The organism is Modicisalibacter luteus DSM 23508 (genome assembly GCF_000378505.1).
In the GTDB taxonomy this organism is placed as follows: Bacteria; Pseudomonadota; Gammaproteobacteria; order Pseudomonadales; family Halomonadaceae; genus Modicisalibacter; species Modicisalibacter luteus.
In genome coordinates this window covers 135,288-149,214 of record NZ_KB899992.1, presented here as the reverse complement: position 1 = coordinate 149,214, position 13,927 = coordinate 135,288, and the positions used below count along the sequence as shown (strand labels likewise).

Annotated in this window: 11 protein-coding genes; 2 read left to right on the top strand and 9 right to left on the bottom strand. The window is 58.5% G+C overall.

Annotation, left to right across the window (positions count from 1 at the left end):
- Positions 1-7 precede the first annotated feature (7 nt).
- From nqrM to F568_RS0107235, 9 genes are all read right to left on the bottom strand, one after another.
- The gene (gene nqrM, locus F568_RS0107275) at positions 8-265 is read right to left on the bottom strand and encodes a (Na+)-NQR maturation NqrM (protein ID WP_019018058.1); all 258 of its coding nucleotides are present in this window, start codon (positions 263-265) and stop codon (positions 8-10) included.
- A complete protein-coding gene (locus tag F568_RS0107270; RefSeq protein ID WP_019018057.1) occupies positions 262-1,329 on the bottom strand; it encodes an FAD:protein FMN transferase in 1,068 nt (355 codons plus the stop codon). Before F568_RS0107270 ends, nqrM begins: the two co-directional genes overlap by 4 nt.
- Positions 1,326-2,558, bottom strand: coding sequence for an NADH:ubiquinone reductase (Na(+)-transporting) subunit F (gene nqrF / locus F568_RS0107265; protein WP_019018056.1), 1,233 nt, complete (start codon positions 2,556-2,558; stop codon positions 1,326-1,328). The genes F568_RS0107270 and nqrF overlap by 4 nt, the downstream gene beginning before the upstream one ends.
- 24 nt (positions 2,559-2,582) lie before the next feature.
- Positions 2,583-3,203 carry an NADH:ubiquinone reductase (Na(+)-transporting) subunit E gene (gene nqrE, locus F568_RS0107260; RefSeq protein ID WP_019018055.1) on the bottom strand — a complete coding sequence of 207 codons (621 nt, stop codon included), beginning with the start codon at positions 3,201-3,203 and terminating at the stop codon, positions 2,583-2,585.
- Positions 3,203-3,877 carry an NADH:ubiquinone reductase (Na(+)-transporting) subunit D gene (locus F568_RS0107255; protein WP_019018054.1) on the bottom strand — a complete coding sequence of 225 codons (675 nt, stop codon included), beginning with the start codon at positions 3,875-3,877 and terminating at the stop codon, positions 3,203-3,205. Before F568_RS0107255 ends, nqrE begins: the two co-directional genes overlap by 1 nt.
- Before the next feature lie 2 nt (positions 3,878-3,879).
- Positions 3,880-4,653, bottom strand: coding sequence for a Na(+)-translocating NADH-quinone reductase subunit C (locus tag F568_RS0107250; RefSeq protein ID WP_156817374.1), 774 nt, complete (start codon positions 4,651-4,653; stop codon positions 3,880-3,882).
- Complete coding sequence (locus tag F568_RS0107245) at positions 4,650-5,885, bottom strand: NADH:ubiquinone reductase (Na(+)-transporting) subunit B (protein WP_019018052.1); 1,236 nt, start codon at positions 5,883-5,885, stop codon at positions 4,650-4,652. Before F568_RS0107245 ends, F568_RS0107250 begins: the two co-directional genes overlap by 4 nt.
- Positions 5,885-7,234, bottom strand: coding sequence for a Na(+)-translocating NADH-quinone reductase subunit A (locus F568_RS0107240; RefSeq protein WP_019018051.1), 1,350 nt, complete (start codon positions 7,232-7,234; stop codon positions 5,885-5,887). Before F568_RS0107240 ends, F568_RS0107245 begins: the two co-directional genes overlap by 1 nt.
- Before the next feature lie 290 nt (positions 7,235-7,524).
- Positions 7,525-8,985 carry a glyceraldehyde-3-phosphate dehydrogenase gene (locus tag F568_RS0107235; protein WP_019018050.1) on the bottom strand — a complete coding sequence of 487 codons (1,461 nt, stop codon included), beginning with the start codon at positions 8,983-8,985 and terminating at the stop codon, positions 7,525-7,527.
- Between the two features lie 254 nt (positions 8,986-9,239).
- On the opposite strand from F568_RS0107235, the gene mfd reads away from it, so the two are divergent.
- Positions 9,240-12,689 (top strand): transcription-repair coupling factor, encoded by a 3,450-nt coding sequence (mfd, locus tag F568_RS0107230; protein ID WP_019018049.1) that lies wholly within the window; start codon positions 9,240-9,242, stop codon positions 12,687-12,689.
- Between the two features lie 163 nt (positions 12,690-12,852).
- Positions 12,853-13,893: a L,D-transpeptidase family protein gene (locus tag F568_RS0107225; RefSeq protein WP_229804156.1), complete on the top strand. Its 1,041-nt coding sequence runs from the start codon at positions 12,853-12,855 to the stop codon at positions 13,891-13,893.
- The last annotated feature ends 34 nt before the right edge of the window (positions 13,894-13,927 follow it).

Genomic DNA, 13,927 nt, shown 5'->3' with positions numbered 1-13,927 from the left:
CCTCGGTTCAGCGTCGGGTAGCGTCGTATCCCAGGTCCGCACCGCGCCGCTCGTCCTCCTCACGGACGCGTGTAGCGTTGCGCTTGCGGTTCTCTTCTTCGCAGATCTCGTCCTTACCGCCACAGATATCGCAGCCCTGCTTGAGTCCGAGCCGGTTGAGCCCACCGCAAGAACCCGCGATAGGCTTACGCCCCAACAGGACACCGATCGACATGGCCGCGACCATGAACAGAATGAACGCGAATGCCAGAATCCAGATAGTCATGGGTCTTTCCCCTCTTGCACAGTGCCTTCGAGATAATTCTCGAAGGCTGGGCTCATTCGGATATCGAACCCGTCTTCACCTCTGACAACGAAATACACCGGTATGTTTTCACGCTCAGCCATTTCCAGGCCGGCCTGAGCCCCCATCACGGTAAAGGCCGTAGCTAGCGCATCGGCGGTCATACAGCGCTCGGTGATAACCGTGACCGACGCGACACGATTGGTTATCGGCTTGCCGGTTCTAGGATCAATGGTATGCGAATAGCGGATACCATCACTTTCGAAGTAGTTGCGATAATCTCCCGAGGTTGCCACGGCGGCGCTACCCAGATCGATGATCTTCTGGACGCTGCGTTCGCTGGACACCGGCTTCTCCACCGCAATACGCCAAGGCGTGCCGTCAGGCTTCTTTCCCTGGGTACGGATCTCTCCGCCGATCTCGACCAGGTAGTCCTCGATACCCCAGGATTCCAGATAGTCAGCTACACGATCGGTCGCGTAGCCCTTGGCAATCCCCGACAGGTCGATATAGACCGGCTTGGTCTTGATAAGGTGTCCATCCTCAAGCTTTAACGCATGGATATCGACACGCGCCAGAGCGCTGGCCAGTATCTCGGCATCCGGCACACGATCGGGCCGCCCTTCTGGACCAAAGCCCCACAGATTGACGGCAGGCCCGACGGTGACATCAAAGGCATCGTTAGAGAGCCGCGCGATACGTAGCGATTCGCGTATCACTTCGGCGGTGGGAGATGACAGAAAGAACGGCACTCCGACCGGATAACGATTCAGGCGTGAAAGCTCGGAATCCTCGCGGTAAGTCGACATGAGCTCGTCGACACGCTCGAGCTCGGCCTGGATACCAGCGTCGAGCTCGGCATAGCCTGCCTTGCTCAGGCTTGCATAGAGCGTCACGTGGTAGCCGGTACCGAACACGGGCCCCTGGAAACGATGTGCCTCGGGAGCGTTTTTACACCCCGAGAGTAACAGAAGGCAGGCCACCAACAACAAGGCCAGCCCTCTCGGAGCCGGCCTTGCTGCAGTGCATAGAAGCGGCACCATCATCCGCCGAAGTCATCCAGCATGATGTTCTCGGGCTCGACCCCTAGATCGGTCAGCATCTTGATAACCGATGCGTTCATCATGGGCGGACCGCACATATAGTATTCACAATCCTCCGGTGCGGGATGGTCCTTCAGGTACATGTCGTAGAGAACGTTGTGAATGAAGCCGGTCGGCCCTTCCCAATTATCCTCCGGCTGCGGGTCGGACAACGCCAGATGCCATTCGAAGTTGTCGAACTCCTCGGCAAGCTGGTCATACTCCTCGTTGTAAAACGTCTCACGCCAGGAGCGCGCCCCGTACCAGAACGACATCTTGCGCTTGGAACCTAGCCGCTTGAGCTGATCGAAGATGTGGCTGCGCATCGGCGCCATGCCTGCACCACCACCAATGAAGACCATCTCGGCATCGGTGTCCTTGGCAAAGAACTCACCGAACGGCCCCATCACGGTCACCTTGTCGCCAGGCTTGAGGCCAAACACGTAAGTCGACATCAAGCCCGGCGGATGGTCGGTATTCGGCGGCGGCGTGGCAATACGAATGTTGAACTTGAGGATGCCCTTCTCTTCCGGATAGTTGGCCATCGAGTAGGCGCGGATGACTTCCTCGTCATTCTTATGGGAAATATTGAATAGCCCGAATTTCTCCCAATCGCCACGGTACTCCTCTTCGATATCGAAGTCAGAGAACTTGACGTCATAGGGCGGTGCCACCAGCTGCACATAGCCCCCGGCACGGAAGGCCACTTCCTCGCCTTCGGGCAGTTTGAGATTGAGCTCCTTGATGAACGTGGCGACGTTGGGGTTCTTGATAACCTCACATTCCCATTTCTTGACGCCGAAAACCTCCTCCGGCACCTCGATTTTCATGTCCTGCTTCACCGGAACCTGACAGGAAAGGCGCCAGCCCTCCTTTTTCTCACGCATGGTGAAGTGGGACTCCTCGGTTGGCAGGATAGATCCTCCCCCCTCGGTGACACGACACTTGCACTGGGCACAGGAGCCCCCACCGCCACAAGCGGAGGACAGAAAGATGCCATTGGCGGCCAGGGTCTGCAGCAGCTTGCCCCCCGCCTGCGTGGTCATGGTGCTATCGGGATCGTCATTGATTTCGATGGTGACATCGCCACTGCTGACGAGTCGGCTCCGCGCCGCCAAAATCACCCCAACCAGGCCAAGAATGACCACGGTGAACATGACGACGCCGAGCAAGATGATGGATGTATCAACCATGTCGGTTTTCCTATTCCCGTTGGCTTACAGCTGAACGCCGGAGAAGGACATGAAGCCCAGCGACATCAGCCCCACGGTGATGAACGTAATACCCAGACCTTGCAACCCGGCCGGAACGTCACTGTATTTGAGCTTCTCGCGGATCCCCGCCAGTGCGGTGATTGCCAAGGCCCAGCCGACACCACAGCCGACCCCGTAGATCACGGACTCGCCGAACTGGTAATCGCGCTGAACCATAAACAGCACCGAGCCCAATATCGCGCAGTTGACCGTAATCAGCGGCAGGAATACACCCAGCGCGTTATAGAGAGCGGGTACGAACTTATCGAGAAACATCTCGAGGATCTGCACCATGGCGGCAATCACACCGATATAGGAGAGATAGCCAAGGAAAGACAGATCGATGTTCTCGGCACCTTCAAGACCGGTCCAGGTCAGCGCGCCCTCACGAAGCAGGTAATGCAAGATGAGATTATTGGCTGGCACCGTGATGGCGAGTACCACGATGACGGCGATCCCCAGACCAATCGCCGAGGAGACCTTCTTTGAAACCGCCAGGAACGTACACATGCCAAGGAAGAAGGCCAGCGCCATGTTCTCGACGAACACGGCCTGAACGAACAGGCTCAGATAATGCTCGAACATTACGCGGTCTCCTTGATCTTGGTCTTGCTATTGGCAACGATCCGGTACTCGGTCTTCTCGACCTGATCGGGGTGGAAGGAACGCAAAATCCAGATCAGCAGCCCGATAACGAAGAATGCCGAAGGAGGCAGCAGCATCAGGCCATTGGGCACGTACCAGCCACCATTCTGGACAGCCGGGAGGATCGTAAGCCCGAACAGGCTACCTGACCCCAGCAACTCACGTACGAAACCAACAAACAACAGAATGACGGCGTAACCCAGGCCGTTCCCGACACCATCCAGGAAACTCATCATCGGGCCATTCTGCATGGCATAGCCTTCCGCACGCCCCATGACGATACAGTTGGTGATGATCAGACCCACGAAGACCGAAAGTTGCTTGGACATTTCATAGGCAAACGCCTTGAGCAACTGGTCAACCACGATAACCAACGAGGCGATGATGGTCATCTGCACGATGATACGAATCGAGGAGGGAATATGATTACGGATCAACGAGACGAACAGATTCGAGAACGAGGTCACCGCGATAACCGCCAGCCCCATGACCAGCGATACGCTCAAGGAATTTGTCACCGCCAGCGCTGAACAGATGCCCAGTACCTGCAAGGCGATGGGATTGTTCTTGAATACCGGCGAAAAGACGACGCTTTTGGGAGTATCAGAGGCCATGCTCACGCTCCTCCTTGCGAATTGTCATGAAACCGGGCGAGATAATCGGCGAAGCCCATCTCGCTCAGCCAGAATTGCAGCATGTTGGTCACCCCGCGACTGGTCAGGGTGGCACCGGACAAGGCGTCTGCCTCGTATTCGGAGTCAGCTCCACCCTTCACCAGCTGGATCATCGGCTGCATCGGGTTGTCAGCATAGACCTTCTTGCCCTGCCATTGGGACTTCCAGCGGGGATTGTCCACTTCACCGCCAAGCCCTGGCGTTTCGGAGTGGTCGTAGTAGGAAAGGCCGACGATAGTGTTTCCATCTCCTTCCAGCGCCAGGAATCCGCGCATCAAGCCCCACAGACCCTGGCCACGGATCGGCAGGATGATTTGCTCGGGATTATCGGCATCTCCCACCAGATAGACCGTGGCGTAGTTTTCCAGGCGACCCAGGCCCGCCGGATCATCGCCGGACAGTGTCCGCGAGGTGGCGGGATCCTTGGCTGCATCGAACTGGTTGTAGGTCACGGGATCGAGTTCTTCAGCATATTCGCCAGTGTCCAGGTTCACGACACGCGGCGTGATTTGCTGGGCGAACTGCTCGTTGATGTCGACACCCGGCTGATATAGCTGAGCGACTTCCAGAATATTGCTTTTGCGGTCGAGCTCCTGGTTCAGCACCTGGACCGGACGCAGCACCACTGCTGCAGTGGAAACGACGACCGAACAGACGATGCACAGCGCGAGCGCGACCGTGAGCGTCTTCTTGATGGAATTGTTGCTAGCCATCAGGCGGTCTCCTCGGTAACGGGGTTGAAGGCCGCTTCACGTTTCTGGCGACGCTTGATGTTGGCCTGCACGATGAAGTGATCGATCAGCGGCGCAAACAGGTTTGCAAACAGGATCGCCAGCATGATGCCTTCCGGGAAGGCCGGATTAACGACACGGATCAGTACGGTCATCACCCCGATCAGGATGCCGAAGATCAGCTTGCCCTTGTTGGTCATCGATGCCGACACCGGATCGGTAGCCATGAACACCAGGCCGAACGCCAGGCCGCCAATGACCATATGCCAGTACCAGGGCAACTCGAACATCGGATTCGTTTCTGAACCAACGGCGTTGAAGAGCATGGCCGTACCCACGACGCCCAGGAAAACCCCCAACATGATGCGCCAGGAGGCAATGCGGGTCAGCAGTAGCACCACGGCACCAATTAGAATGGCCAAGGCGGATGTCTCTCCGACCGAACCCGGCAGAAAGCCCAGGAAGGCATCCATCCAGCTGTACTGGTCGGTCAAGCCGGCCATTCCATCAGTGACGACCATTGATAGAGGCGTCGCCCCAGTGTAACCATCCGCGGCAACCCACACTGCATCACCAGAGATCTGGGCCGGGTAAGCGAAGTACAGGAACGCACGCCCCGTCAATGCCGGATTGAGGAAGTTCTTACCGGTGCCACCGAAGATTTCCTTGCCGATTACCACACCGAAAGTGATCCCCAGCGCGACTTGCCAGAGAGGAATCGTCGGCGGCAAAATCAAGGCAAACAGCACAGAGGTGACGAAGAAGCCTTCATTGACCTCGTGACCGCGTTTGACGGCAAAAAGCACTTCCCAGAAACCGCCGACGACGAAAGTCACCAGATAAATAGGCAGGAAGTACGTCGCCCCGTGCACGAGATTGGCCCAGATGCTGCCCGGATCATGGCCACCGGAGAGGGCCAGCGTTACGGCTTCGCGCCAGCCGCCCAGTGCACCGTAGCCGTTATCGATCGCCATGTTGGCTTGCAGCCCGGCGTTGTACATACCAAAAAACATCGCAGGGAAGGTGCACAACCACACTGTAATCATGATGCGCTTCAGGTCGATCCCGTCACGCACATGAGCCGTCCCCTTGGTGACGTCGGGCGGCGCATAGAAGATCGTGTCCACGGCCTCATAGAGGGCGTAGAACTTCTCGTACTTGCCACCCTTGTGAAAGTGTGGCTCGAGATTGTCGAGTGTCTTGCGAATACCCATCATCAGGCCTCTTTCTCGATCATGGTGAGGTTGTCACGCAGGATGGGACCGTACTCGTACTTGGCGGGACACACATAGGTACACAGCGCGACGTCTTCCTCATCCAGCTCAAGGCAACCGAGCAACATGGCGTTCTCGATGTCGCCAACGATCAACGATCGCAGCAACTGCGTGGGCAGGATATCCAGCGGCATGACCTCCTCATAGGCACCAATCGGGACCATGGCGCGCTCGGAGCCGTTGGTCGAGGTGTCCGGCTTGTAGTCATTCAAGCCGAGGAAGCGGGACACGTAGATACCCATGACCGAGTGACGGTTGCGTCCGGGCGAAAGCCAGCCCATGAACGCACGCTTGTTGCTTTCCTCGATCAGCGAGAACTGGTTATGAAAGCGGCCCAAGAAACGGCGCGATCCCTCTGCCGTAGTGCCGCCGAAAACTGACCCGGAAACGATGCGGGTCTCTTCCGGCTGGCTGACCTCGCCCTCAAGCAGTTCGGTGCTGCTCGCCCCGATACGCGTACGCAGCAGGCGTGGCTGCTTGGCGCGCGGCCCACCCACAGCGACGACACGCGTCATATCCAGGCGACCCTCGGTGAACAGTTTGCCAATCGCGATGACATCCTGATATCCCAGATGCCAGACCTGCTTTTTCAGGCTGACCGGCGACAGATAATGGATATGCGTACCAACGAGGCCCGCCGGATGCAGCCCCTTGAAGGATTCGACCTGCACCCCATCGACATCGCCACCGGGCAGATCGGCCTCGGGCGCCTTGCACAGGAAGACTTTACCCGGCGTCAGGCGTTTGAGTACCTTGAGTCCGTTAGCGAAAGCATCAGGTGCGTCGTTGATGATGACGGCAGGATCGGCGGACAGCGGGTGCGTATCAATAGCGGTCACGAAAATGTCCGCCGGCACAGCATCCAGCGCAGGCGTGCGTGAAAAAGGCCGAGTCCGCAGAGCCGTCCATAGACCCGACTCAACCAACTGATCGACGACGACCTGTCGATCCAGGCTCGCTATGGAATTACTATCGTGCGCAGTGAACTCGACTGCGTCTTCCTGATCATCAAGCTTGATTACTACCGACAGCAGTACGCGCTTCTCACCGCGATTGATCGCAACCACCTCGCCGGCGCCCGGCGCGGTGAAGCGCACTCCGGGGATCTTCTTGTCGGTGAACAGCACTTGACCCAGCTTCACCCTGTCCCCTTCCCGGACCTCCATCGTCGGTTTCATACCGACGTAATCGGGTCCCAGGATCGCCACATGGCGTACCGAGCGCGCATCTTCGACGCGCTGGTCCGGTGCCCCGGCGATAGGGAGATCCAGGCCTCGTTTGACTTCGATCATAGTCTCGCCCAGTTATCGGATCTGATTTTCAAAAGGAAAGGGGTTCGATGCACGGCAATGACGAGCCTGACCCACGCGATGGCATTCACGTATCAGTTGGCGTCACGGTGCTCGATTCTTTTCTTATCAGAAGGTTGTCTTGCTCGACCCGCGGCCAGACGGATCGCACCAATAAATCGCGACTATTATAAAGAGACGGGGATCGAAAGACTACCTGACCGAAGGTCGGCATTGAGACGGGAAGGCAAAAAATGCCATGCCGGTCGAGCCGGCATGGCGGAGAGGGTCATTCAGTCGCGAGTACGAGGCAGGTAGAGAAAGTGCACATTAGACATGTACTGCAGAATACGAACTACCTGGCAGCTGTAACCGAACTCGTTGTCGTACCACACGTACAGAACAGCGTTCTTGCCGTCGACGATGGTGGCCTTGGCATCAACGATACCCGCATGGCGGTTACCAACGAAGTCGGATGACACCACCTCGGGCGAATCGACATAATCGATCTGCTTCTGCATCGAGGAGTGTAGCGCCATATCACGTAGATAGTTATTGACGCTCTCTGTGTCTGCAGCCTTTTCCAGGTTGAGGTTGAGAATCGCCATGGAGACGTTGGGCGTCGGCACGCGAATGGCATTGCCTGTCAGCTTACCACCCAGCTCGGGCAGGGCCTTGGCGACAGCCTTGGCAGCCCCGGTTTCGGTCAAGACCATGTTCAGCGGCGCGCTGCGACCGCGGCGATCGCCTTTATGGTAGTTATCGATCAGATTCTGGTCGTTGGTATAGGAGTGCACCGTTTCCATGTGGCCATGTTCGATGCCGTACTCATCGTTGATAGCCTTGAGAACGGGGACAATGGCGTTCGTCGTACACGAGGCCGCAGAGATAATGCGATCCTCGTCACCGATGTCACGGTGGTTGATGCCATAAACGATGTTCTTGAGGCTGCCCTTGCCCGGCGCCGTGAGCAGCGCCTTGGCGACGCCCTTGCAGGCCAGATGCTGGGAAAGCCCCTCTTCATCACGCCACTTACCCGTGTTGTCGACAACAATGGCATTATCGATACCATAGGCAGTGTAGTCGACGTCGCTGGGTGAACTGGCGTTGATTACCTGGATGTAGTTGCCGTTGGCGATGATCGCGTTATTTTCATGATCGACCCTGATCGAGCCGGCAAACGGTCCATGAATGGAATCACGGCGCAGAAGGCTGGCACGCTTTTCGAGATCGTCGCCACTGCCGTCGCCCCGCACCACGATGGCACGCAGGCGCAGCAGGTTCCCCCCCCCGGCTTTCTCGACCAGGATACGCGCCAGGATACGGCCGATACGCCCGAAGCCGTAAAGCACGACATCCTTGGGCTCACCGCCCATGCCGTTTTCACCATGCTTGCCAACGATCTCCGCGAGCTCCTCGCGCAGATAGGCCTCGACATCGTTGCGGCCGCTTTTCTTGAAAGCGACGGCGAGCTTGCCCAGATCAATGTGAGCCGGCCCAAGATCGAGCTCGGTCATTGTCTTGACCAGCGGAAAGGTATCGCGAACGGAAAGCTCGGTGCCCTCGACTCTCTTTACGTAGCGATGATTCTTGAGAATACGGATTACTGACCGGTTGATCAGCGAACGACCATAGAGGGAAGGCACGACATTATACTTGCGGTACAGCTTGCCGAGCAGGGGAATCATTTCCTCGGCGACAGCTTCATTGTCCTGCCATTCCTGAAAATGAGCGTCGAGCTTTTCCTGACTCACGTACTACTCCCTTCCTTACGGAATCGCGAATGAATTTTCGTGTTCATTATCCTTGCCAAGCGCAGGCAAGCGCAATTGCTGTATGGTCGCAATGGTTGTAAGACCACTACAGAAATCGAGGGTTGACTACAAACCGTTTTTCCAGCATCGGTGTCAAAAGTAACGAACAGCCTCCGCCTTTCGCCGTTTTTCTCGTCCCGCGCCGCGCCTGTTATCATTCATGCAAGACTTCCACCCTTTGCTTGAAGACGCCAATGTCGAACTTTTCCCCGCTGGCCCCGCCCAGCCCGACCGGAACGCGCGATACGCTCTACTGGCAGGCCCCGCACAGCGCAGCGACGGCCCTGGCGCTGGCCCGCCTGGCCGACGCTGCGCCGCTACTGATCGTCACGCCGGACACTGCCTCGGCCCAGCGCCTGGAGAACGCCTTGCGGTTCTTTGCCAAGGTGCCGGTGTTGCCCTTCCCGGACTGGGAAACCCTGCCTTACGACAGCTTTTCACCGCATCAGGATATCGTTTCCGAGCGTCTGCGCACCCTACGTCGCTTACAGGATACCCATGACGGTATCGTACTGGTGCCAATCAATACCCTGATGCAGCGCCTGCCTCCCAGCGAGTACATTGCCGGTCGTGTGCTGACCCTGTCGGTCGGCATGACACTCGACCGGGAAGGATTCCGGGAAACCCTGTCCCGAGCCGGCTATCGCGCTGTGGAAACCGTCTATGAGCCCGGTGAGTATGCCTTGCGTGGCGCAATCATCGACTTGTACCCCATGGGCAGCAGCGCACCACTGCGCATTGACCTGTTCGATGACGAGATCGATACGCTACGCCACTTTGATCCCGATACCCAACGCAGTCAGGACAAGGTGGAGAGCATCGAGCTGCTCCCAGCTCATGAGTACTCACTGTCGCGTTCCGCCATCGCCTGCTTCCGCGAAGGCTTCGAGACATTGTTCGACGTAGATCCGCGCCAGTCACCGCTCTACAACGACGCGCTCAAGGGGATCCCCTCGCCGGGGCTCGAACAGTACCTGCCCCTGTTCTTCGAGGAAACTGCGTCGCTGTTCGATCATTTGGTCGACGACACCCGTGTTGCCCTGTTACCCGGCGTCTTCGAGGCTGCGGAACATCACTGGGCTGCGATCGAGAGCCGCTACGAGAACCTCGGTGTTGACCCGACCCGGCCTTTGCTCCCACCCGCTCGTGCGTTCATTCCGGTACCCGATGTCTTCGCAGCCATCAAGGCCAGGCCCCGAGTCGAGCTAGTCAAGGATGAAGGCCACCCGCACGCACGTCATCCCTCCACTCAGGCTCCGCCACGGGTTGCCATCAATGCCCGAGCCCAGAAACCACTGGCCCGTCTCGGGGAGTTCCTGACATCTCATCGCGACATGCGTGTGCTATTTGTCGCCGAGTCGCGGGGACGGCGCGAGGCGCTGGAAGAAACCCTCGGCGTGCTGCACCTCGACCTGCCACATACCGATGACTGGTCGTCGTTTCTCAATGGGGACTCGCGACTGGCAATTACCGAGGGCGAACTCGACGAGGGCCTATGGCTTGGCGATCCCGCGCTGGCCATCATTACCGAGACCGAACTGTACGGTGAAGTGGTCCGCCAGACCCGGCGTCGTGAGAAAGCCACCGACGACAATGAGTTGGCGGTCCGCCACCTGTCCGAGCTTCGCCCCGGTGCGCCTGTCGTCCACCAAGCCCATGGCGTGGGGCGCTATCAGGGGCTCGAGACGCTGGAGGCCGGCGGCCAGGCCGCTGAGTTCGTGGCGCTGGAATATGCCAATGGCGCCAAACTCTACGTCCCCGTCGATAGCCTGCACCTGATTTCACGCTATGCCGGTGCCAGTGACGAGCTAGCCCCCCTGCACAAATTGGGTTCCGATACCTGGGACAAGGCGAAGAAGAAAGCCGCCGAGAAGATTCGAGACACCGCTGCCGAACTTCTCGACGTGTATGCGCGCCGAGAAGCACGAGAAGGCTTTGCCTGTGACCCTCCCGGCGAGGAGTATCAGCGCTTTGCAGCTAATTTCCCATTCGAGGAAACGCCCGACCAGCGAGCTGCCATTCATGCAGTAATCGGCGATATGACCGCGCCGCGCCCCATGGATCGGGTGGTATGTGGCGATGTCGGGTTCGGCAAGACCGAAGTCGCCATGCGTGCCGCGTTCCTTGCCGTGCACTCGGGCCGGCAGGTGGTGGTACTGGTTCCTACCACTCTGCTTGCCCAACAGCACTACGATAACTTTCGAGACCGTTTCGCTGACACCGCCGTACAGATCGAGCTTATCTCGCGCTTTACCGGCGGCAAGGGACAGTCAGACACCCAGAAGCGCATCGAAGAAGGCCGTGCCGACATCGTTATCGGCACCCACAAGCTGCTGTCAAAGTCGATGAAGTTTCCCAACATGGGCTTATTGATCATCGATGAGGAGCACCGTTTCGGTGTGGCGCAGAAGGAACGACTCAAAAGTCTGCGTGCCGAGGTGGACATCCTGACGCTGACCGCCACGCCAATCCCGCGTACGCTGAACATGGCCATGAGCGGCATCCGCGACCTGTCGATCATCGCCACCCCACCGGCACGTCGCCTGCCGGTAAAGACCTTCGTCCAGCAACGCAACGAACCCGTGATCAAGGAAGCCATCCTGCGTGAAATATTGCGCGGGGGGCAGGTTTACTTCCTGCACAACGAGGTCAAGAGCATCGAAATGGCCGCCCAGAAAGTGCGCGACCTGGTTCCTGAAGCTCGTGTCGCCGTGGCCCACGGCCAGCTCCCGGAGCGCTCGCTGGAACGTATCATGTCGGAGTTCTACCACAAGCGTTATAACGTGCTGGTGTGTTCGACGATCATCGAAACCGGCATCGACGTGCCCAGCGCCAACACCATTCTCATCGAGCGTGCCGACAAGTTCGGGCTGGCCCAGTTGCACCAACTGCGTGGCCGTGTCGGGCGCAGCCATCACCAGGCGTATGCCTATCTACTCACTCCCCCACCCAAGGCGATTACCAAGGATGCCATCAAGCGCCTGGAAGCCATCGGCCAGGCCGAGGACCTGGGTGCCGGCTTTACCCTGGCCAGCCATGACATGGAAATCCGAGGTGCGGGTGAGCTTCTAGGTGACGAGCAAAGCGGCCAGATGGAAACCATCGGCTACAGCCTCTACATGCAGATGCTCGATCGTGCGGTGAAAGCGATCCGCGCCGGTAAAACGCCCAACATCGAAGCGCCACTGGACGAGGGGGTAGAAGTCAGCCTCAACTTGCCGGCATTGATTCCAGACGACTATCTGCATGACGTTCAGCAACGCCTGATCATGTACAAGCGCATCAGTAACGCCGCGGACGAAGCGGAGCTCAGGGAATTGCAAGTGGAGATGATCGATCGCTTCGGCCTGCTGCCAGCCCCGGTCAAGACCCTGTTCCGCCAGACCCGGCTGCGCCAGCGAGCGGAGCGACTCGGAATCGTGCGTCTCGAGGCAGGCCCCGAGCGCGGCCGCGTCATCTTCGGGACCAGTCCCGCCGTCGACCCAATGACCCTGGTCAACCTAATACAACGCGATCCCGAACATTACCGGCTCGAAGGTGCCGAAATCCTGCGTTTCGAGATGGACATGGCCGGCGAGGAGGCGCGCTTCGGGGCTGTTGAGGCGCTGCTTGACACGCTCAACCGCAAGGCCAAGGCGGCGTGAGCCGGCGCAGGGAAATTATTGCGGCCAGGCATTGTGTCGTAGGGCGTTACGCAGGAATATACTCGAATTTCCGGCACTCCGCCGGATTCGAGGAATGAATAGGTCGCGTCAGATGCGAGTGAAGCAAGCAAGTATGCTTTGGTTGGCCGTAGGAATGCTGGCGATGCCGCCGGCTCTCATGGCGCAGGAGCCTGCTCTGGCCGAGGCCGTCGAGGCCGAGGCTCCCATGCCCACAGGCCACTACCGCCTGCCAGCGAAAGGCGATGTGGTTGGGGAAGTTCAGGTGGTCAAGGCCTCACAAGAGGACACGCTTTTCTCCATCGGCCATCGCTATGGCGTTGGCTACGAGGAAATTCGCCGGGCCAACCCCGACGTCAGCGTCTGGATACCCGGCGAAGGCACTGAAGTGGTGATTCCCTCACGTTTCATCCTGCCCCCGGGCCCGCGGGAGGGTATCGTCGTCAATATCGCCGAGATGCGGCTTTACTACTATCCCAAAGCGGCGAAGGGTGAGCCCTCCATCGTGGAGACCTACCCAGTCAGTGTGGGTCGCATGGACTGGAAGACACCGCTGGGTGAAACCCGGATCACCGCAAAGACCAAGGATCCTGCCTGGTATCCGCCCGCATCGATCAGAAAGGAGCATGCCGAGCAGGGCGACATGCTGCCGAGCGTCGTACCCCCCGGTCCGGAAAATCCCTTGGGCCCGTACGCCATGCGGCTGGGCATTCCGAGCTACCTGATCCACGGTACGAACAAGCCTCTCGGCGTCGGCATGCGCGTCACTCATGGTTGCATTCGCATGCTGAACGAGGATATTACCCGACTGTTCCCCCGAGTGCCGGTCGGTACTCAGGTGCGCCTGATCAACGAACCTTTCAAGCTCGGCTGGACGGAAGAAGGCACGCTATTCGTACAGAATTATCCGTCGCTGGAAGAATCGGAGGACACCCCGGCCAGCCGCATCACGAATGCGCTGGACGTCGTATCGGTGGCCGTCAAAGGAAAGAAATACCCGGTCGATTACGCCAAGCTGCGCGCCCAGGTGGAAAACCCCAGCGGTATTCCCGAATCCCTGCTGTTGGTCAAGGCGCCCATCGACATACCCATCGTCGAAAAGCCCAACACCCTTTACGACTGGCTGGAACTCCATGAAGCGCTCTATAGCCAGTTGGAAACCACCCTGGTCGAAGACGACGTCTAACGACTTCTCTGTCTTCCTGTACCGATAACAGAAA